22 protein-coding genes are annotated in these 20,223 nt (G+C 67.3%); 9 read left to right on the forward strand and 13 right to left on the reverse strand.

Going from position 1 to position 20,223, the window contains the following annotated elements; translation table 11 throughout:
• Positions 1 to 8: 8 nt before the first annotated feature.
• Positions 9 to 320, reverse strand: a complete 312-nt coding sequence (locus tag Y900_RS25060; protein ID WP_051660254.1) for an STAS domain-containing protein — start codon at positions 318 to 320, stop codon at positions 9 to 11.
• 454 nt (positions 321 to 774) lie between these two features.
• Here Y900_RS25060 and Y900_RS25065 point away from each other — a divergent pair, with 454 nt between their 5' ends.
• A complete protein-coding gene (locus Y900_RS25065; protein WP_036345142.1) occupies positions 775 to 1,218 on the forward strand; it encodes a hypothetical protein in 444 nt (147 codons plus the stop codon).
• A gap of 66 nt (positions 1,219 to 1,284) precedes the next feature.
• Here Y900_RS25065 and Y900_RS25070 read toward each other — a convergent pair whose 3' ends face one another.
• A complete protein-coding gene (locus Y900_RS25070; protein ID WP_036345143.1) occupies positions 1,285 to 2,418 on the reverse strand; it encodes a nitronate monooxygenase in 1,134 nt (377 codons plus the stop codon).
• A gap of 226 nt (positions 2,419 to 2,644) precedes the next feature.
• On the opposite strand from Y900_RS25070, the gene Y900_RS25075 reads away from it, so the two are divergent.
• Positions 2,645 to 2,920, forward strand: coding sequence for a hypothetical protein (locus Y900_RS25075; RefSeq protein WP_237752641.1), 276 nt, complete (start codon positions 2,645 to 2,647; stop codon positions 2,918 to 2,920).
• A 102-nt stretch (positions 2,921 to 3,022) separates the two neighbouring features.
• Here Y900_RS25075 and Y900_RS25080 read toward each other — a convergent pair whose 3' ends face one another.
• Positions 3,023 to 3,370 carry a hypothetical protein gene (locus Y900_RS25080; RefSeq protein ID WP_036347757.1) on the reverse strand — a complete coding sequence of 116 codons (348 nt, stop codon included), beginning with the start codon at positions 3,368 to 3,370 and terminating at the stop codon, positions 3,023 to 3,025.
• A gap of 83 nt (positions 3,371 to 3,453) precedes the next feature.
• The gene (locus Y900_RS25085) at positions 3,454 to 4,530 is read right to left on the reverse strand and encodes an NAD(P)H-dependent amine dehydrogenase family protein (protein WP_036345145.1); all 1,077 of its coding nucleotides are present in this window, start codon (positions 4,528 to 4,530) and stop codon (positions 3,454 to 3,456) included.
• Positions 4,531 to 4,637: 107 nt separating this feature from the next.
• Here Y900_RS25085 and Y900_RS25090 point away from each other — a divergent pair, with 107 nt between their 5' ends.
• Positions 4,638 to 5,381, forward strand: coding sequence for a glucose 1-dehydrogenase (locus Y900_RS25090; RefSeq protein WP_036345146.1), 744 nt, complete (start codon positions 4,638 to 4,640; stop codon positions 5,379 to 5,381).
• Here Y900_RS25090 and Y900_RS25095 read toward each other — a convergent pair.
• On the reverse strand, positions 5,378 to 6,205 hold the full coding sequence (locus Y900_RS25095) for an HAD family hydrolase (protein ID WP_036345147.1): 828 nt from the start codon (positions 6,203 to 6,205) through the stop codon (positions 5,378 to 5,380). The two genes, Y900_RS25090 and Y900_RS25095, sit on opposite strands and share 4 nt — an antisense overlap.
• Positions 6,206 to 6,258: 53 nt before the next feature.
• Between Y900_RS25095 and Y900_RS25100 the strand changes: the two genes are divergently transcribed.
• The gene (locus Y900_RS25100; protein WP_036345148.1) at positions 6,259 to 6,684 is read left to right on the forward strand and encodes a PPOX class F420-dependent oxidoreductase; all 426 of its coding nucleotides are present in this window, start codon (positions 6,259 to 6,261) and stop codon (positions 6,682 to 6,684) included.
• Here the strand turns inward: Y900_RS25100 and Y900_RS25105 are convergent, their stop codons facing one another.
• Both Y900_RS25105 and Y900_RS25110 read right to left on the reverse strand, forming a co-directional pair.
• Complete coding sequence (locus Y900_RS25105; RefSeq protein ID WP_036347759.1) at positions 6,685 to 7,584, reverse strand: DMT family transporter; 900 nt, start codon at positions 7,582 to 7,584, stop codon at positions 6,685 to 6,687.
• An 85-nt stretch (positions 7,585 to 7,669) separates the two neighbouring features.
• A complete protein-coding gene (locus Y900_RS25110; RefSeq protein ID WP_237752642.1) occupies positions 7,670 to 10,426 on the reverse strand; it encodes a glycosyl hydrolase 2 galactose-binding domain-containing protein in 2,757 nt (918 codons plus the stop codon).
• 205 nt (positions 10,427 to 10,631) lie between these two features.
• On the opposite strand from Y900_RS25110, the gene Y900_RS25115 reads away from it, so the two are divergent.
• Both Y900_RS25115 and Y900_RS25120 read left to right on the forward strand, forming a co-directional pair.
• On the forward strand, positions 10,632 to 11,297 hold the full coding sequence (locus Y900_RS25115; RefSeq protein ID WP_036345149.1) for a GNAT family N-acetyltransferase: 666 nt from the start codon (positions 10,632 to 10,634) through the stop codon (positions 11,295 to 11,297).
• 119 nt (positions 11,298 to 11,416) lie between these two features.
• Entirely contained in the window at positions 11,417 to 12,682 is a 1,266-nt protein-coding gene (locus Y900_RS25120) for a competence/damage-inducible protein A (RefSeq protein WP_036345150.1), read from the forward strand.
• Here the strand turns inward: Y900_RS25120 and Y900_RS25125 are convergent.
• On the reverse strand, positions 12,679 to 12,936 hold the full coding sequence (locus Y900_RS25125) for a hypothetical protein (protein ID WP_036345151.1): 258 nt from the start codon (positions 12,934 to 12,936) through the stop codon (positions 12,679 to 12,681). The two genes, Y900_RS25120 and Y900_RS25125, sit on opposite strands and share 4 nt — an antisense overlap.
• Before the next feature lie 152 nt (positions 12,937 to 13,088).
• A complete protein-coding gene (locus Y900_RS32495) occupies positions 13,089 to 13,325 on the reverse strand; it encodes a hypothetical protein (RefSeq protein ID WP_157838275.1) in 237 nt (78 codons plus the stop codon).
• A gap of 152 nt (positions 13,326 to 13,477) precedes the next feature.
• Here Y900_RS32495 and Y900_RS25135 point away from each other — a divergent pair, with 152 nt between their 5' ends.
• Entirely contained in the window at positions 13,478 to 14,005 is a 528-nt protein-coding gene (locus Y900_RS25135; protein ID WP_036345152.1) for a hypothetical protein, read from the forward strand.
• A 64-nt stretch (positions 14,006 to 14,069) separates the two neighbouring features.
• Here the strand turns inward: Y900_RS25135 and Y900_RS25140 are convergent, their stop codons facing one another.
• The 3 genes from Y900_RS25140 to Y900_RS25150 form a co-directional block, all read right to left on the reverse strand.
• The gene (locus Y900_RS25140; RefSeq protein WP_036347764.1) at positions 14,070 to 14,984 is read right to left on the reverse strand and encodes an alpha/beta fold hydrolase; all 915 of its coding nucleotides are present in this window, start codon (positions 14,982 to 14,984) and stop codon (positions 14,070 to 14,072) included.
• Between the two features lie 74 nt (positions 14,985 to 15,058).
• On the reverse strand, positions 15,059 to 16,528 hold the full coding sequence (locus Y900_RS25145) for an amidase (protein WP_036345153.1): 1,470 nt from the start codon (positions 16,526 to 16,528) through the stop codon (positions 15,059 to 15,061).
• A 51-nt stretch (positions 16,529 to 16,579) separates the two neighbouring features.
• Positions 16,580 to 17,032, reverse strand: a complete 453-nt coding sequence (locus Y900_RS25150; RefSeq protein ID WP_036345154.1) for a hypothetical protein — start codon at positions 17,030 to 17,032, stop codon at positions 16,580 to 16,582.
• 216 nt (positions 17,033 to 17,248) lie between these two features.
• On the opposite strand from Y900_RS25150, the gene Y900_RS25155 reads away from it, so the two are divergent.
• Entirely contained in the window at positions 17,249 to 17,875 is a 627-nt protein-coding gene (locus Y900_RS25155) for a hypothetical protein (protein ID WP_036345155.1), read from the forward strand.
• Between the two features lie 203 nt (positions 17,876 to 18,078).
• Here the strand turns inward: Y900_RS25155 and Y900_RS25160 are convergent, their stop codons facing one another.
• Positions 18,079 to 18,924 (reverse strand): AraC family transcriptional regulator, encoded by an 846-nt coding sequence (locus Y900_RS25160; RefSeq protein WP_036347767.1) that lies wholly within the window; start codon positions 18,922 to 18,924, stop codon positions 18,079 to 18,081.
• Between the two features lie 25 nt (positions 18,925 to 18,949).
• Here Y900_RS25160 and Y900_RS25165 point away from each other — a divergent pair, with 25 nt between their 5' ends.
• Positions 18,950 to 20,212 carry an amidohydrolase family protein gene (locus tag Y900_RS25165; RefSeq protein WP_036345156.1) on the forward strand — a complete coding sequence of 421 codons (1,263 nt, stop codon included), beginning with the start codon at positions 18,950 to 18,952 and terminating at the stop codon, positions 20,210 to 20,212.
• Positions 20,213 to 20,223 lie beyond the last annotated feature (11 nt).

The raw sequence follows: 20,223 nt of genomic DNA on the forward strand, positions 1-20,223 counted from the left end.
TGTGCGACTCACTCCTTGGTGATGACGGTGGCCACCCGGTCGAGGCCGGAGATGCCGAGCAAGGTCTTGATCGGGCCTTCGGCCGCGATGATCATCGTGAGCTCGGCGGTGGCGGCCACGGCGAACAGCGCACGCACCGCCGCGCTGTCGCAGTAGGTGACGTCGGACAGGTCGACGGTCAATGCGGCAGATCCGGTGGCGGCCTTGGCCACCACGTCCTGGAACTGCCCGACATTGGCGAGGTCGATCTCACCGGCGGCAACCACCTGTGGCGACTCCAGATCGGAACCCACCGCGACCCGGAACTGGGCCTCTGCCATCAGCGCAACTCCTCGAGCGTTTCGACGCCTGCTCCGACGCACAAACCGTAACTGCCGTTACCCCGCGATTGTTGCTGATGGGTCGAACACCTGTCGCCGGAAACCGCAAGCCGCCACCGGTCGACACCCGCACAGGATCGGACCGTCAGCACGATTTCAGGCCCGAAAAGGACATCTCGACCGGTAGCAGCAACGCATTTGGCGCCGCGCGCTCCACCCACTGGTTTCTCCCGTCGTCATCTTCACCCCCGACGACGTAATCGCCGGGCAGCTTAGCAAGCTTCGGTGCGGGCTGAGCAGTCGGCGAGAGCAAAGGCTGCTGTCGGTGAGCTCCGACCGGGACTCACGCGCCTTTCCGAGTTCACCGCAGACACACCCGCAACAGCAGTTAGGCTCACCCGAGAGGGTTGCCGGGGGCACGGGGCCCAGTGCAAGAGACCTAGAGGGTGGATAGATGCTCCGCGAATTCGTCATCGCAGCAGCCGTCGCTGCAGCGGCGCTGGCCGTGGCACCGAGTGCCGCCGCCGATGAACCCCACGGGCCGTTCCCAGGCGATCCGCCGGGCATGAACTACGAGGCCTACCTGAGCGCACCGTGCTATCAGTGGGACCGGTTCGCGTTCGGCCGCGGCCCCGGTGGCGAGCCGCTGCTCTGCCGCTGGATCCCCGGCCAGTCGCCGATCGGCATGGACCGGCCGCCGGAGGGTGTGGGTTTCTGGGTGCTCTCACCCAAGATCTACGGTGTGCAAGCCGTCGGCTCGCCGTGCCCGGGCTCGCAGGCTGCGGCGCAGTCTCCTGACGGGCTGCCCATGCTCTGCCTGGGAGCTCAGGGCTGGCAGCCCGGATCGATGCATTCCGGCGACTGGGGCAACGGGAACGACTTCTACCCGGCCAGCTAGCCGGCGCCAACGCAATCAGGGCGAGAAATCACCAAGATTCTCGCCCTGAATGCGTTGTGAATGCGGTCAGACGGACGCCGCTTCATTCAGCTCGTCGAGGCGGGTGGTGGCCTCCAGGTACTCCTGCACCCAGCGCTCGATCACCGTGGCGGTCTTCTCGACCTTGGTGAACTGACCGACGACCTGTCCGATCGGGTTGAACGCGACGTTGACGCTCTCATTGGGGTACTTGTGCGTTGCGGCCACGGCCATGCCGGAAACCATGTACTGCAACGGCATTCCGAGTGGCTTGGGGTTGCCTTCTTTCTCCCACGCCTCGGTCCAGTCGTTGCGCAGCATGCGGGCGGGCTTGCCGGTGAACGAGCGGCTGCGCACGGTGTCGCGGCTCTCGGCCTTGGCATATGCGGCGTGCTGCACGTCGGTGTGCTCGGACTCCTCGACCATCACCCACTGCGAACCGGTCCACGCGCCCTGGGCGCCCAGCGCCAGCGCCGCGGCGATCTGCTGGCCGCTGCCGATACCGCCGGCGGCCAGCACCGGCACCGGTGCCACCGCCTTGACGACCTGCGGCCACAGCACGATCGAGCCGATCTCACCGCAGTGCCCGCCGGCCTCGCCGCCCTGGGCGATGATGATGTCCACGCCGGCTTCGGCGTGCTTCTTCGCCTGCGACGGCGACCCACACAGCGCGGCGACCTTGCGGCCCTCGGCGTGGATGTGCTTGATCATCTCGGCCGGCGGAGTGCCCAGCGCATTGGCGATCAGTGTGCACTTGGGATGCTTGAGTGCCACCTCGACCTGCGGCGTCGCGGTCGCCTCGGTCCACCCCAGCAGCCCCATGGCGTCGTCGTCGCTGTTCTCGACGGGCACACCGTGGTCGGCGAGAACCTTCTTGGCGAAGTCGATGTGCTCTTGCGGCACAAGGTCGTTCAGCGTCTTCTTCAGAACCTCGGGGGACAGGTCCGTCGAGTCCATGCCTTCGTACTTGTTGGGTATCACGATGTCGACGCCGTAGTGATGGTCGCCGATGTTCTCGTCGATCCACTTGAGCTCGATCTCGAGCTGTTCGGGGGAGAACCCGACGGCGCCGAGCACGCCGAAGCCGCCGGCCTTGCTGACGGCCACGACCACGTCGCGGCAGTGGGTGAACGCGAAGATCGGATATTCGATATCGAGGTCGTCGCAGAGGGGAGTGCGCATGGACCGGCTCCTTCAAGCGTGGGGCGTAGGCAGACTGAAACGTGTTCTAGTTTAGTACGCGCCGGACGTGCGAGTTGCAGGTATCCGCCATCGCTGCGCGAACGAATGCCTATCGGCGCAATCACCCCAGCGAGAGCCGGTCAAGTCGGCTCGTGGCGGAGTACCGTTGGCGGTGTCGGCTTACAGTCGGCGAGAGGGTGCAGCCATGGTTGTCTCATCACTTCGAATGCGGCGCGTCGCACTGCTCGGCATTGCCACCGCTCTGACGGCGGCGCTCGCGCCCGTGGGCGTTGCCTCCGCGAACTCAGGTTCCGATTGCACCAACGGCGTCGTGCCGCTCAACCCGTATGTGGTGAACTGCGGTCTGCCTGCCCGGGGCAATCACACCATCGGCGCGGCGCCCGACGCCGGCGCGATCATTGCCTGCCGGCACAGCCCGATCTGCTTGTCGTACTACGTGAATTACCCAGGCACGCTGATCGTTCCGGGCTACCGGCCCTAGGTCTTGGTACCTCGTCGGCTAGCTCGTCGAGCCGACTCCTCGTCGGCTAGCTCGTCGAGCCGACTCCTCGTCGGCTAGCTCGTCGAGCCGACTCCTCGTCGGCTAGCTCGTCGAGCCGACTCCTCGTCGGCTGCCGACCAGCAGCGAGCCGCCCGCCACCAGCAGGCCGACCACGGCCAGCGGAATCGACCAACTCCGCCGCGAGGACACCGCGGACTGACACTGGGCGACGAAGTCGGTGTGCGGGACAAGCTGGTTCAGAATCGGCACATTGGCGACGACGTTCTTGTCATTGGCCGCGCGCGCCGACGACAGGTCGGCCGAGATGGCGTTTCCGCAGCCGATGCTGCCGCCATTGCCGTCCGGGGTCGACACCGGCACCAGCATCGCGATGACACCGGCGACCAGCAGCACCGCACCCACCAGCAGAACCACACGACGCACCGACATGTCCGTCTCCTTACGCATCCGTCGAATCGCTGCGGGGACTACCCCGGTGGCGATCTGGTCAAACGCGGTCCGATGCGCATGCGTCAGGGTTTGGCGAACAACTCCACCTCGGAGACCAACGGCAGGTTCAGCGTGGTGCGGATTCCGGGCGGGGCGGCGATCACCGCGGGGATGGCGTTGACGATGCGGCCCGCGCCTGCGGCGATCGCGGCGTAGTTGTGATCGCCTCTCGTGCTGGTCGGGCAGATGTCGACGGTGTAGGACGGCTCGCCGGTGATCTCCACCCGGTAGGACCCGCCGGGCTGCGCAGGCTGCGCCCAGTCCGGCCGCAGATCCTCGCGCAGCCGGGTGACATGCTCGACGACGATGGCCGCGTGGTCGCCCACCATGCCTTTGATCTCGAAGCGCACCGCGGCGACCCCGCCCTTGGCGATGTGCCCGGCGGCGACGTCGAATGCCTCCGGGGCGGGCTCACGTTCGTAGCTCTCGGTGATCGAGTCCAGCGAGATGTTGAGTCCCGCGGCGAGCTGGCGGATGCCGCAGCCCCAGGCGATGCCCAGCACGCCGGGCTGGAACAGCATCGGCACCTCGTCGAGCGGCTTGCCGAACCCCATCACGTCGAACATCACGATCGCGCCGTCGTAGGTGGCGTAGTCGGCGATCTCCATGCAGCGCACCTGCTCGATGCTCTGGCAGGTGCTGGCGAACGCCAGAGGGATGAGGTCGGTGACAAAGCCCGGGTCGACGCCGTTGATGTAGATGCTCGAATTGCCAAGGCGGCCGGCTTCTTCCAGCGGTTCGATGTACTTGTCGGGCATCACGTGCCACGGGTACTGCAACACCACCGGCGCCGAGCCGACGACGTTGATCCCGGCGGCCAGGATTTTGCGGACGTCCTCCATGGCCTGCGGCATCCGGTTGTCGCCCATCGCGCAGTAGACCGCGCACTCGGGTTCGGTCGCCAGCACCGCGTCGAGGTCTTTGGTGGCCAGGATCCCGGTCGTGACGTCCAGGCCGGCCAATTCACCCGCGTCCTTGCCCACCTTCTCGTCGGCCGACACGCACAGCCCGGTCAGCTCGAACCCGGGGTTCTCGATCAACTCGGACAGCGCTATCCGACCGACGTTTCCGGTGCCGATGTGGGCAACGCGGATGGCCATAAGTTCTCCTCATGCTGGGGTGTGCGGTGCGTTCAGTATGCGCATTCGGCGCCGAAACTGGAACAGGTTCTACCTCGCGGCGAGAGCTACCGGTAGCCTGTCGGCTCATGGGACGCGTAGACGACAAAGTAGCCATCATCACTGGTGGCGCACAGGGGATGGGCGCCGCTGACGCGCGGATGCTGGTCGCCGAAGGCGCCAAGGTCGTGATCGGGGACATCCTCGACGACAAGGGCAAGGAACTCGCCGACGAGCTCGGCGACGCCGCGCGTTACGTACATCTCGATGTCAGCGACGCCGACCAGTGGGAGGCTGCCGTCCAGACCGCCGTCACCGAGTTCGGCACGGTCAACGTGCTGGTGAACAACGCGGGCATCGTCCAGGTCGCGCCGCTGAAGTCACTCGACGTCGAGCGGTGGAAGAAGGTCCTCGACGTCAACCTGACCGGCGCGCTGCTGGGCATCAAGGCGGTGCTCGAGCCGATGAAGGCGGCCGGCGGCGGCTCGATCATCAACGTGTCGTCCATCGAGGGCATGCGTGGCGCCTCGTGGGTGCACAGCTATGTGGCGTCCAAGTGGGGCCTGCGCGGCCTGACGAAATCCGCTGCGTTGGAATTGGCGTCGGACAACATCCGGGTCAACTCCGTGCACCCGGGCTTCATCCGCACACCGATGACCAAGCACCTTCCCGAGGACATGGTCAGCGCCCCGCTGGGCCGTCCTGGCAAGCCCGAGGAAGTGGCCACCTTCATCGTGTTCCTGGCCAGTGACGAGTCGTCGTTCTCCACCGGTTCGGAATACGTCGTCGACGGCGGCCTGATCACCGACGTCCCGCATCGCGCGATGCCCTAACCTCTGCTGCGGCGGGTCCTCATCGCCAGGGAGCCGAACGCCGCGCCCAGCGCGGCCCGTCCCAGCGCGGGGAAGTGTCCGATCGCATTGGCCGCACCGCTGCGGCGGCCGGGGATCGACAACCGGAGCACCGGCCAGTCGCTCGCCGCGGCCTTCGCGGCCAGGCCCGGCCGCGGATTGACCGGACGGGGATGGCCGACCAGCCGCATCAGGGGAGCGTCCTCGTCGCCGTCGGCGTAGAAGTAGCTGTCGGCCAGGCCGACCTCGTTCGCTTCGCAAAACCGTTGCACCGCAGCGGCTTTCTGGCGTCCCCAGACGATCGGCCTGGTGATGTTCCCGGTCAGGCGGCCGGCGTCGTCCAATTCGAAGGTGTTGCAGATGACGTCGTCGATCCCCAGCGCGCGGGCCACCGGCTCGGCGTGGATGGTCAGCGCTGACGAGCTGAGCACGACGGTGTGCCCGCGTTCCTGATGCGCAGCGACGATCTCGCGCATCAGCGGGTACACGCGCGCCTCCACCTGCTCGGTGTAAAGCCGTTCGCCGATCTCGTCGAGCTCGGCCAATGACTCGCCGCGCAGATACCCCGCTGCGCGCACCAGCAGCCGCTCGAACTGCATGCGGCCCAGCTTGTAGCGCAGCGAAGCCTCGATCACGCCGAGCACCTCGCCGATCCGGGCCTGTCCGCGGCGGACCCGGTCGCCGGCGTGCGCGGTCGCGGTGAAACCGGCGACCAGGGTGCCGTCCAGGTCGAAGAACGCGCCGACGGCCGGACCCGGTGGACTCCCGGCGATCTGAGCGAGCGGATCCGCTGACAGTGTCACCACACCATCATGCCGATGCCCGGGAATGCCTCGCCCCGTACGGTGTTGCACGCCACATGAAGCTCAACGATGCGGCACGCGCTCTGATCGGCTCCGGTGCCGATGCCACGCTGGTCACCCTGAATCCGGACGGCAGCCCCCAGGTGTCGCTGGTGTGGGTGGCGGTGCAGTCCGGCGAGGACGGCGACGAATTGGTGACAGCCCACCTGTCCGAGCACAAGAAAGTCCGCAACGTGCGCCGTGACGGCAGGGTGGCGCTCACCGTCGTCTCGACCGAGCCGGGCGCCGTCATGCGGCCGTATCTGTCGGTCACCGGCACCGCGCGCATCGTGGAAGGCGGCGCGCCCGAGGTTCTGCGGGAGCTCGCCGCGGTGATGATCACCGACGAGAACGTGGTGTTCCCACCTGACGACGCCCCGCCGGGATACCTGACCCGGATCCGGATCGATGCCGTCGGCGGCATCGGTCCCTGGGCGGGCTAACTAACCGTCCCGGCGGGTCCTGGCCGACGCCGCTTCGAGCTCCTCTTCCCAGGCGCCTTCGTCGCGTCCCAGGGCGATGGTGGCCGCGGCCATGGCTCCGACGGCGACGGCCAGCACGACCGCGACCGGCTTGGTCACCGCGAGGTGCTCGCCCAGCACCACCTCACCGATCAGCACGGCGATCACCGGTTCGAGGACCAGCATCGCCGGGACCGAGGCCCGCAGCGAGCCGGCGTGGAAGGCCGACTGCTGCAGCAGAGTGGCCACCACGCCGACGACGATCACCACGTACAGCACCGGCGAGGTGAACAGCCGCCCCATGTCGCCCTCGCGCACGGCGTGCATCACGAGCTTCGTCAGGACCGCCACCACGCCGAACAGAACGCCGACACCGACCGCCAGCAGGATCGCCCGGCGCCAGTCCGAGAGCCGCATCCCCACCAGCAGGCAGCCGGCCACGAACAGCAGGCTGACCCCGGCCACCACCACAGCGGGCAACGTCGCGCCGTCGTAGTCGCCGGGCTTGGTCCGGGCCAGCGACACGAACACCGCCAACGCGAGTGTGAGCAGCATCGCCCAGCCCCATTCGCCGCGGGACACCCGGCGGTGCGCCAGCCGCGCGCTCAGCGGCAGCGCGAACAGCAACGCGGACACCATGAGTGGGGCGACCAGCAGCAGGGAGCCATATGCCAGTGCGATCGCCTGGAACGCATACCCCGTCACCGCGGACGCGGTGCCTGCCCACCAGAGCCGGCGGCGCAACAGCGTCGACAACATCACGGTGCTCACACCCTGATCGCGGGGGACATCCATGGTCGCCCGCTGACGGACCACGATGCCGATGGCCGCGAACACCGCACCGGCAAGGGCGGCTGCCACGACGAGCGCGTGCTGCAGCAATATCCATCCCTTCACTGTTGTCCGGCGGCGCATCACCGAATCTAGGGCACGCGCGAATAGGTCGACGTCAGCGACGTCCCGAGTGTCAGCGAACCTGCACGACCACCGGTGTGCTGTTGTACCCGGTGACCCTGACCCAGGCCGGGGCGGGTCCGGACCCGGGAACCCGGCCCTTGATCTGGACGGTCTCGCCCGGGAACACCGTCACGTAGTTGTCGTCGTACTGGATCGGCAGGATCTCGTCGGCGAGCGGACCGGAGAGCAGTTCGGCGCGTTCGAAGAATGCGATCTGCGGCGTCGGGTTGTGCAGGCTGATCGTGACGTCACGGCCGGCGTCGCCGTCGCCGGTGGCACTGACCTCCAACGGCACCTTCGGCATCGTGTTCAGCGCGGTCATGTCGGCCCAGCTCACCTGGTTGGAGTTGAATGCCGCATCGTTGGCCGGCGGACCGACGTCATCGGGCTGCCGGGACTGCCAGTACACGTTGTTGGCGACGACTTTGCCGTCCGCGTCGAGCAGCTCGCAGCGGACGAAGAACACCGGGGAGTCGGCCGGCCCGGGTGGCAACGTCATCGCCTGAACGGCGCCGCCAGGGTCGACGGCGATGCCGTCGGCGGCGCGCTCGTCACGCAGCGCACCGTTGAGGCTGTAGACCCGGACCCGGACGCGCAGGTTCTCGTGCGTCTCCGGGGTCTGGTTGACGACGGTCACTTTGGCCTGGCGATGGTTACCGGTGGCGTAGGAGTCGAACACGACCGACAGCGGCTGCAGGCCTTTCTTGGCGCCGTAGTAGGCGCCGCCGGGGCGCAGGTAGTAGTCGAAGATGTTGCCGAAGAACGACGGCCAGTGGCTGTTGAGCATCCAGTAGATCGTCATCTTGTGCCCGGCCCAGCCGTTGGCCGCGAACGATTCGAACTGCGCGCGGGTGGCCTCGTAGTGAGCCAGCTGAGCCTTGTCGGCGAACATCCGGGCGTTGGTGGACGGCCCGTAACGGCGGTCGATGACACGCTGGACGTTGGCCAGCCGCGAGTTCTGCGGATCGGACCCGGCGTGGAAGAACCAGGTGTCGTTGATGGGCCAGAGCTTGTCGGGAGGGATGAACTTCTGCAGGCTCGCATACGGCGGAATGTGCTCGTTGTCGCCCTGTTCGGCCGACGAGCCGCGGGCCGCGCCGTACTCGCCGGCGAACCAGTACGACGGCGGACGCCAGGTGTAGGGCCCGGCCATCTGGATGCCGTCCCACAGCTGCTTGCCGTCGGCGTCCCGGTTCAGCGACGACACCGTGTCGACGGTGGCGTTCTGCCAATGCAGATCGGACAGGATCTGGTGGTACTCGGTCAGCACGTCAGCGGGCGGGCGGCCGTCGCTGCCGTTGGCCCACACGAACACCGAGGCATGCGAGCGCAGCATCTCTATCTGCGAGCGCATGCTGTCCTGCGAGACGCGGCGATCCTCGTCGTCCCATTGCTGCCACTTCTCCCACTGGTTGCAGCACATCCAGCCGTACATCAGCGGGATGCCGAGTTCGTCGGCCTGCTCGACGAAGCGCTGCGACGAGATTTTGGACTCCAGCCGCAGCATGTTCAGGCCGAGGTCCTTGACGTAGCCCAGGATCGCGGCGTCGCGCTCCGGGTCGTACTTGTAGAGCAGGTCGGGCGTGTAGGTGGCGCCGCGAACCAGGAAGTTCTTGCCGTTCACCTGGAGGTAGAAGTTGCCGCCGGTACCCAGCTCGGCGAACGAGTCGTCGGAGTCGCGGCCCTGGGTGATGGTGCGGATACCGAACTTTTGCGTTGCCACCTCGGTCGCCTGACCGTTCTGGACGAACTCCAGCTTCAGGTCGTACAAGTCGGGCCGGCCCATCGTGTACGGCCACCACAGATCCGGGTGCTCGACGGTCAGCGCCGCGAACTTCTCGGGGCTCAGTGTGATCTCACGCTCCTCGCCTGGCATCAGCGTGACCGGCTCATAGACATGGATCGGTGCCTTGCCGTCGCGGGTGATCGTGGCCCGCAGCAGGCCGCGCACTTTGTCCGTCGAATAGTTCTTGAGCGGGGCGTACACCGTCAGTCGCGCGCTGTCGGTGTCCGGTAGCGGTAGTTGCGTGTTGACCGTGGCGTCGCCGATCGACACTCGCCCGGATGTCTTGAGGTACACCGGTTTCCAGATGCCTGCATTCCGGTCGGGTACGAACGAGTTGCCGTTGGCCGGGTTCTTGTCCGGGCCCTGATAGCCCAGGTAGCGCCAGTTGATCCAGTCGTACCAGCTGTCGGCGAGCTCGACGCCGTTGACGTCCTGGATGGCTCGTTCCGGGGTCACCTTCACTGCGAGGGTGTTCGGCTGGCCCTGCCTGATCCACCGCGTCACGTCGAGTTCGTGGTCGTTGTACATGCCGACGACTTGCCTGTTGTCGGCGACGCGGCGGCCGTTGAGCCACACCTCGGCGCGGTAGTTGATGCCGGGGAAGTCCAGCACGTAGGTGGGATAGTCGGCCGGCGCGTTGAACGTCGTGCGATACCACCAGTCCTGCTCATAGAGGTCTTGCGGGACGTTCTGGAGCAGGTTCTTGCCGTAGTACAGGTTCGGGTAGACGCCGTCGTCCTGCAGGGTCTCCAGGACGGTGGCCGGCATCCGGCGCACCGGGTGCCAGGCGGCGGCGTCATAGGTGGTGGTCGAGATGGCCGCGCCGTCGGCGCCCAAGCCCTGCGCCGAGGTGAGGCTCCAGCCGTCGGACAGCTCGATGTCCTGGGCGGGCCGCGGTTGCGGGCCGCTGAACACGCGCAGGTCACCGGCGCACAGCAGAAGGAGCAGCAAGACGGCGAGCGTGCCGAGGGTCTTGGCCACCGTCTCCAAACTCCTCAACTCGAGATCCGCGACAGGACACCCCCGCGCAACCGTTCATCAGCCGCGCGTTCATCTTGGCAGAGCAGCGGCGCAAACGCCGTATCTGGTTCGTGTGCAACAGCGCACGGTGACCCCCGGTCCAGGTTAGTCGCCGGAGTTCGGCGCAGCGCCGCCGAAGCGGGTCCGTCGGATCTACGCTGGGGCCATGACCGACCAAGACCGCGCTGCGGCCCGCCGCGAGATCGCCGATGCTCTGCTCACCGCGCTCGAGCGCCGCCACGAAGTGATCGACGCCATCGTCGCCTCCGACAATCGGGACTCCGCGATCACCGCCATCACCGAACTGCTCGGCACGTCGCGCCGCGGCACCGAGGCCGTGCTGGGACTGTCGTTCGAGCAGGTGACCAGAGATTCGCGGGACCGCATCGCCGCCGAACTGCGGGATCTGAACAGCCAGCTGTCCTTCACCCTCGGTGAGCGGCCTGCCAGCACCGACGAGAGCCTGCAACTGCGCCCGTTCGTCGACGAATCCGATCGCGACATCTTTGCCACCCGCACCCAGGAAATTGGTGCGGCCGGTGACGGTTCAGGCGCGCCCGCCGGGCTGGTGGACGACGAAATCCGTTCCGCGCGAAGCCGGTTGACTGCCGAGGAAGCGGCGTGGTTTGTCGCTCTCGACGGCGACGAGAAAGTCGGCCTGGTGTTCGGTGAGCTGCTCGGCGGCGAGGTCAATGTGCGGATCTGGATTCATCCCGATCACCGCAAGAAGGGTTATGGCACGGCGGCCCTGCGCAAATGCCGCTCGGAGATGGCGGCGGCATTCCCCGCGGTGCCGCTTGTGGTCCGGGCTCCCGGCGCGGCCCCGCGCTGAGCCTGAAGCGTTCTACGTCAACGACACCCAGGCCTGGCTGCAGGCGTTGGGTGAGGCCACCGGGCTGACGCACGATCCCGTGGCCTGATCGATGCCACGCCTGCGTAATCTCGCTCGGTATGAGCGTGCGCGCGGGAATCGTGGTCACCGGCACCGAAGTCCTCACCGGACGCGTCGCGGATCGCAACGGCCCCTGGGTCGCCGACCGGCTGTTGGAGCTGGGCGTCGAACTGGCACACATCACCATCTGCGGTGATCGTCCCGCCGACATCGACGCTCAGCTGCGGTTCCTCGCCGCCGAAGGTGTCGACCTGATCGTCACCTCCGGCGGGCTGGGCCCGACGGCCGACGACATGACGGTGGAGGTGGTGGCCCGATTCTGCGGTCGCGAGCTGACTCTGGACACCGAGTTGGAAGCCAAGATCGCGGCCATTCTCCGACACCTGATGGCCCGATTCACCGGCGTCGACTTCGACGCGGTGCTCGCGGCCAACCGCAAACAGGCGATGGTGCCGGCGGGCGCACACGTCCTCGATCCGGTCGGCACGGCGCCCGGTGTCGTGGTGCCCGGCTCGCCGACTGTCCTGGTGCTGCCCGGCCCCCCGCGCGAACTTCAGGCGATGTGGCCGGCCGCCGTCGCCGACGAGGCCTTCCAGCAGGCCATCGCCGGGCGGACCGTCTACCGCCAGGAAACCGTCCGGATGTTCGGGCTGGCCGAGTCGGGACTGGCCGAGACGCTGCGAGAAGCCGAAAGCCTGCCGGGCTTCGGCGACCTGGAGATCACGACCTGCCTGCGCCGCGGCGAGGTGGAGATGGTCACCCGCTACGAGCCGCAGAGCGCACCGGCCTACGAACAGCTGATGGAGCTGGTGCGCCGCCGGCACGGCGACACGCTGTTCTCCGACGACGGTTCGCTGGTCGACGATCAGGTCGCTCGGCTCCTTGCGACGCGGCGCATCGCGACAGCGGAGTCCTGCACCGGCGGATTGCTGGCGGCCCGCCTGACCGAACGAGCCGGCTCATCGGCCTATGTCGCCGGTGCGGTGGTGGCCTATGCGAATGAGGCCAAAGCCGAGGTGCTCGGCGTCGAGCCCGCCCTCATCGAGCGGTGTGGCGCGGTCTCCCAGGAAGTGGCCGAAGCGATGGCGGCGGGCGCGTTGCGCCGATTCGGCGCCGATACCGCGGTCGCGGTCACCGGCATTGCCGGACCGGGCGGTGGAACCGAGGACAAACCAGTGGGCACGGTCTGGTTCTGTGTGATGCTGGGCGACGGAACGACGGTGAGCCGGTCGGTTCGGCTGCCCGGCGAACGCGCCGACATCCGGGAGCGGTCCACCACCGTGGCGATGCACATGCTGCGGCGAGCGCTGCTCGGATTGTCCTAAGCCAGAACGCCTTCCGCGTCAGCCACGACGAGCTCATCGAGGTTGCACAGCGCGTACATGCGCGCCGCGAGGTCGGCCAGTTCGACAATGATCTCGGTGCGGCCCAAGCCGGCGTCGAGAGCTTCGTGGAGCAGTAGTTCGATGTCGATGCGGCGGTTCTCGACGGCATCTACGTCCGCGCCGTCGGCGTGCGAGATCCGTGCGGCGCGAATCATCCGCCAGGCGTAATTGCGTTCGGCGAGCAGGTCATTCATTACTTCACCTTTCGACGGCGGCGCGCTGACTTATCCGTCAATACACCGGTGAGCCCATTGCTTGAGTCAGCTTGGCTGTTCGTTGCATGTGACGACAGGGACTTCTGGCCCATACCGGCAGGGGCATTGGGCATGAGAACGAGTCAGCTCGGCTATTGACGGCGATTGCCGGACCCGCCGAAATTACCTGTATTGACGTAATTGCTGACGTACCGTGAAGCGGTCCAATTCAGCGCGACCCTAATGGGGAGGGACTTCATGCGAAAATTCATCTTGGGTGTTGCGACGGCAGGAATGATCGCCGGTTCACTGGCCGGCGCAGTCACCGCCAATGCGGCATCGACCAACAATGCCACGCCGTCCGGTCCGGGGCATTCACCGATCATCACGGCGCTGGATTGTCAGGGCGGTACCGGAAATATGGGTTGTGGCGCAGGCTTTTTCTGGCGCGACGGGTGGCGCGGCTGGGGCTGCTACCCCTGCTGATCGACTGCTCGTAATTACTCGGTCCTCATTCCTTTCCGAACGGAAGTATTCGAATATGAACTCTCGTTATATCGGCGGGCTCACCGCCGCCCTGTTATCGGCGGGTGTGACTCTCGGCACCGGCCTGGCATCCGCCGAACCCGGTGATTACACCGTCCTGTTGGTCGACCCCAATGTGGTGACCGACTCGATGGCCTACACGGCGGCGCCGCCGACCCTCAATCCCGGCGGCCAGCCCGGCGCCATGACGGTGTACACCCACCGCGACGGACGCACGATCACCGACACGGTGTGGGTGCTGGCCGATCCGGCCGCGGCGGCCGGTGCGATCAGTTCCGCGCAGGCCGCCACCCCCGTCGCCAACCAGAAGTCGGTCGCCGCACCGGTGGGCCAGGGCGGACAGCTGATCACCGGGACGTCACCTGACGGCACGCGATCGTTGAGTGTTCTCTACTTCACTGAGGGCAATGCGGCGTCCTCGATGGAATTCTCCGGCCCCGTCGCCGACCCGGCACCAAAAGATCTGGTGATCGACTTCGGTCAGAAACAGGACGCGTTGATCAAGAGCCAACTCGGCGCGTGACCACGGCAGCCCGCGTCTCGCCGGATCGTCGGCGCGACGCGGGATTTCGCCGCGGCTTGAGCGATCAGGCCTTCTCGTCGCTGTTCCACAGGTCGAGCATGGTGCGCAGGATGTCTTCGGCCCGTCCCAGGCCGGCCAGGTGGCTTTCGCCGGAGAGCGTGTAGAGCTCGGCGTCGGGCAGCTTGGACACCACGTGCTGGCCATGGGCGAACGGCACGATGTGGTCGCGGTCGCCGTGCCACCACCGGACCGGCACCTTGACCTCGTCGAGCCGGAAGCCCCAATCGCGGGCGAACACAACGATATCGGCGAGCGGCGCCGCCAGCTGCTTGCGGCTGCCGTTGAGCAGGTCGTCGAGGAACATCGCCTTGAACTCCGGGCGTACCAGCATCTTGCGGTCACCTTCGGGGGAGATGCCGGCGTAGATGTACAAAGCCGGCTCGGCCACCGGGCGGATCAACCGGATCAAGCTGACGGCGGCCAGGCGCAGCGGAGCCCCCGCAACCTCGATGATCGGGGCCGCGAACGTGCCGATTTTCATCAATCCGCCGGCAATCGCCTCCGGCCCGACTGTCGGCGCCACCCCGCCGAGCACACCGGCGGCCACGATGCGGTCCGGCATCGCCGCCGCGCAGCCCAGCGTGTACGGGCCGCCGCCGGACAAGCCGACAACGGCCATCTTGTCGACACCGAGGGTGTCGGCGATGATCGCCAGGTCTTTCGAGAAGGCCAGCACGTTCTCGTACTGGTACGGCGTGGAGGAGCCGATTCCCGGCCGGTCGACACCAATCAGCCGAATATCGTTCTGCTCGGCGAACACTCGCGCTTCCACCGGGATCTGACGGCGAGCGCCCGGGGTGCCGTGCAGCCAGAACACGGTACGGCCCTGGGCGCAGCCGAACTCAGCAAAACCGATCTGGCGGTCCTCGGAGACGGCGACGTTGCCTTCCAACTTCGGACGGGCGATAGCGACAACCATGGGCACAGTGTCTCACGCGGGACCGCGGCTGCCGCACCGATCGGCGCAACAGCGAGCTTCCGCAGCAAAGACTCTCAGATCGCGGGCGCGCCCAGCCAGCCAGCCGGACGCCGCTGCGCCCAGGGCATCGCCTGCTCGAGTTGCGCGGCGAGCTGCAGCAGCACGGTCTCTTCGCGAGCCATCAGCTGAACACCCACGGGAAGTCCATCCTCGGTGGTCGCCAGCGGTAGCGAGATCGCAGCCCAGCCGGTCACGTTGGCCATGGTGGTCCACCCGGTATGCGCGAATTCGACGTCGAAGAACGCCCGCGTGGTGCCGCGCGGCTGATCCAGGATGCCGTAGTGCGGCGGTGGCGCCAGCAACGTCGGTACCAGCAGTACGTCATGGGCACCCATTCCCGCGGCGAACCGGCGGGTCTGGGCGTGGATGGCCTCGATCGAGTCGGCGTAGTCGACGCCGGCGGTGGCGAAGCCCTCGCGCATCATCACCCAGCTGCTGGGCTCGAACTCGTCCTCGAGGGGATCTCGGCCCAGATGGGCCTTCGCGAAGTTGTACAGCTGCACGTTGCTGACGTTGTGTAGCACGGCGATCGCGTCGGCGACCACATCGGAGTCGAACGACGGCGCCCCCGGTTCGATGTGATGGCCGGCCGATTCCAGTGCGCGCCCGGCAGATTCGACGGCAGCCGCGACGCGCGGGTCGGTCGGCGGTGCCGGGAAAGGGGAGTGCGTGGCGATCAGGATGCGCCGGCGCGGCGGCGGCTCGTCGATGGCGCGCAGAAAAGCCCGGGTGGGTGGGGCGGCGTTGTACGGATCGCCGGGGGCGCCACCGGTGACCGCGTCGAGGAGCGCGGCACTGTCGCGCACCGTGCGCGTCAGGGCGTGCTCGACGGCCAATCCCTCCAGCAGCTGCCCGGACGGCGCGAACGAGGTGCGGGCACGTCGCGGTTTGAGCCCGACCAGTCCACAGCACGATGCAGGCACCCGGATCGAGCCGGTGCCATCACCACCCGAGGCCGCCGGCACGACACCGGCGGCCACCGCCGAGGCCGACCCGCCACTGGAACCACCGGGGGTGATGTCCGACGACCACGGATTGGCGGTGCGGCCGAACAACGACGGTTCGGTGGTGCAGTGATTGCCCCACTCCGGGGTGTTGGTCTTGCCGAACACCACCAGTCCCGCGGCCAGGTAGCGCTCCACGATCCATGCGGTCTCCGGCGCGATGTGGTCGCGCAATGCCCTCGAACCCATCGCCTCGCGGGCGCCGGCCAGCGAGGCGCCAAGATCCTTGAGCAGGAAGGGAACCCCGGCAACCGGCCCGGCGGTCCCGCCGCGCAGCGCGCCGCTCTCGTCGAGGGCTACCGCCTGGTCGCGTCCACGGTCGAACAGGTCGGTGATGACGGCATTGAGCCCGCGGGCGGCGTCGAGTCGCAGGATCGCTGCCTCGAGCAGCTCGGCTGCGGACACCTCTCCGGAAGCCGCTAGGGCGGCCTGCCCGATGGCATCGAGGTCGGCGAGTTCAGCGGCAAATGTGGGATCCATTGTCACGGATCCTCGCCGCCGGGCCCGGCGCCGGCAAGTTGGCGCGCGGAACTACCCGTTACCGCCGGGGGTGGCCAGTTCACTCGACTGGCTCTGCTGGGCGGCGGCCTGCTGGGCGGCTGCGTCCTTGGCGGCCTGCTCGTCCTCGGCGGCCTTCTCTGCCTGGCCCTCCGGGCTCGCCAGCGAATTACCCGGCTTGCCCGCCGTGGCCAACTTGGCGTTGCAGTTCAGGAAGAGCAGCACGGTGTCGGTGACGGGAGAGAAGTTGTCGCCCTTGAGCCAGGGTGCCGACTGCGACCGGGTGACCACGCAGTCGGCCTGGCTCAACGAATCGCCGACAGAGCTGGCGATTACGGCCTTCTTCCCGGCACTGCTGATTGCGGACGAGGCATCGGAGTAGGACTTGCCGGCGTAGTCGTCTGCCAGCGCGACACCGGATCCGAGCGTGAGTGACGTCGCACCGAGCGTGAGTGCTCCGAGTCCGAGCCGAACGAGCTTGGTCATCTGTGTTCCTCCACGGCAGATCCTCGACAAGGCAGCGTCACAGGCGCCGGGACGCGGAAACTGAGGATAAGACCACTTACTGGCAACTAACTGGGTAAAAGCTGGCGGCATGCTGGGAGCCGCCGGGGTGGCGCAGCCCCGTCTCTTTGCCTGCCCGAGTCCGGGCTGTCACTTCGCCGATATCGTCCGGTCGGCCCGGACGAGTTGACTGGCTTCATGTCCGAGACCACGACCGAGCCCGACACCGCCGCCCTCCCGGCCGCCGACGAGCAGCCACACGAGCGGACCACTATCGTCATCCGCCACGTCCTGGAGCGTCAGATCGCCGCGGGCCAGGCGTTGAGCAGCCAATTGCTGGATGCTGCAACAGATGTCACCACCGCGATCGCGCATGCCCCCGCTGCATTCGCGGGCGCCATCCAAGACGGCGAGACCATCGCCGCGGCCTGGGAGCGCGCCGGCACCGGCGTGCAAGATGTCGTGGACGACGCTCGCGGCCGGTTGCGTGCCGCAGTCGTCAGTTATGTCGGTCACCAGGCGACGTTGCCGGTGGCTGTCCTCGGCTACGCCGGTGAGGTCGCCGGTTCGATGGCCTCCGCGCAGGGCACGGTCGCGGGTTCGGCGCTCGACGGCGCATTCGCGGTCGCGGCCGCCGCAACCCAGGGTGACGACGTACGGGCGGCGCTCGGCCGCAACATCGACGAACTGCGGGCCACCGCGACCGCCGCCCGCGGCGACGTCAACGAGTCGGTCAAGCGGGCCGGCCGCGACGTCCGCGAGGCCGTCGGCGGCGAACTCGAACCGCTGGTCGCCGCGATCACCGGTGCCGGCGAGGATTCTTGACAGACAACGAACTTCAGGTGACAAGCGGCACACTCAGGCGTGTGGCGCGGCGGCCGGCATCGGTCGGCTGGCACAGTGGTGATGTGGCACAAACACGGCGGACACGATCGGGCTCCTGGCGGCATCCGTTGTCGCTGGGGTTCGAAGCGCACCGCGGCCTGCTGCTGCTGCGCCTGCGCTGGCACGAGCGGCGCGCGCCCACCTCACATACCGCCGCTGGTGACCCGTCGTCGGTATGACGACGGGGTCTCCCCGCAGAACTGACTGAAGGCTCGGGTGAACGACCCGACGCTGTCGAAGCCCACTGCGGTGGCGGTCTGTTGGACGCTCTGCGCGGGGGCGGCCAGCAGTGCCATCGCCCGCAACATTCTGGCGTGCAAAAGGTAAGTGCGCCAGGATATCTCAGCCTCGCCCTGGAACTGTCTGCGTAGGGTCCGCTCCGACACCGCAACCGCCCGGCACACCTCGGCCAGCGTCACCGACTGCAGGTGCTCCTTGGTGTAGGCCATCGCGGCGGCGACCACCGGATCGTCGGAGCTCGGAAGGCTCAGCGGCGCTTCGTGATCCAGCGCCTCGGCCACCAGATTGGCCAACGTGCGAAAGAACCCGTCGGACACCCGGTCCTCCTCGGCGGCGCCTGGGCTTCGGTAGATGGGCCAGCGCAGGGCGTAGAGCATCATCTCCCGGATCAACGGGGAGACCGCCAGGATCCGGGCGCGGTCACCGGCGGTCGGGATGAGTTCCGGGTCGAACATCACCGCCAGGGTCTTGACGGCGGCGTTCATCGTCGCTTGGTGTTCCAGTCCGGCCGGAATCCAGGCGGCCTGCTGGGGCGGCAGCAGGTAGTGCGCCGATGCGGTCTCGACCTCGACCACGCCGCCGATCGCGTATTCGATCTGATGCACGTCGTGGAAATGCCAGCCGGTGACCAGCAGTTCGCCCTCGTACAGATAGCTGCCGGCCAGGACCCGCCCGCCGCGGCGCAGCTCCACCTGGCCGATGTTGGCCGGTTGAGCGAAACCTCTGGCCGAATGTGCGGAGACGGTCACGATCATCGAGGGTACAACTTGAGGCATGAACGTCGACGACCTGATCCTGGTGAGCATTGACGACCACGTCGTGGAGCCCCCCGACATGTTCCTCAACCACGTTCCGGACAAGTACAAGCCCGAGGCCCCGGTCGTCGTCACCGACGACAAAGGTGTGGATCAGTGGATGTACCAGGGCCGCCCCCAGGGGGTCAGCGGGTTGAACGCCGTCGTGTCGTGGCCGGCTGAGGAGTGGGGCCGCGACCCGGCCGGCTTCGCCGAGATGCGCCCGGGCGTCTATGACGTCCACGAGCGGGTGCGCGACATGAACCGCAACGGCATCCTCGCCTCGATGTGCTTCCCGACCTTCACCGGCTTCTCCGCGCGGCACCTCAACATGACCCGCGAGGACGTCACGCTGGTGATGGTGTCGGCCTACAACGACTGGCACATCGACGAGTGGGCCGGCTCGTACCCGGACCGCTTCATCCCGATCTCGATCCTGCCGACGTGGACGCCGGAGGGGATGTGCAACGAGATCCGCCGCGTCGCGGCCAAGGGCTGCCGGGCCGTCACCATGCCCGAGTTGCCGCACCTTGAGGGCCTGCCCAGTTACCACGACGAGGACTACTGGGGTCCGGTGTTCCGGACGCTGTCCGAGGAGAACGTGGTGATGTGTCTGCACATCGGCACCGGATTCGGGGCGATCAGCATGGCTCCCAACGCTCCGATCGACAACATGATCATCCTGGCCACCCAGGTGTCGGCGATGTGTGCCCAAGACCTGTTGTGGGGACCGGCGATGCGTAACTACCCGGACCTGAAGTTCGCGTTCTCCGAGGGCGGTATCGGGTGGATCCCGTTCTACCTGGATCGCAGCGACCGGCACTACACCAACCAGAAGTGGCTTCGCCGCGACTTCGGCTCTCAAATGCCCAGTGAGGTGTTCCGGGACCACTCGCTGGCCTGCTATGTCACCGACAAGACGTCGCTGAAGCTGCGCCACGAGATCGGGATCGACATCATCGCCTGGGAGTGCGACTACCCGCATTCGGACTGCTTCTGGCCGGACGCACCCGAGCAGGTGCTCGCCGAGTTGAACGCCGCAGGCGCTTCGGATTCCGACATCAACAAGATCACCTGGGAGAACTCCTGCCGGTTCTTCGGCTGGGATCCCTTCGCCCGCACCACGCGCGAGGACGCGACGGTCAAGGCGCTGCGCGCCAAGGGTGCCGACGTCGATGTGTCCATCCGCCCGCGGGCGGAGTGGGCGCGGCTCTACGACGCCAAGCAGTTCGCCCAGGCGTAAGAGACATCATC

Origin of the sequence: Mycolicibacterium aromaticivorans JS19b1 = JCM 16368 (assembly GCF_000559085.1) — a bacterium.
GTDB classification, from domain to species: Bacteria; Actinomycetota; Actinomycetes; order Mycobacteriales; family Mycobacteriaceae; genus Mycobacterium; species Mycobacterium aromaticivorans.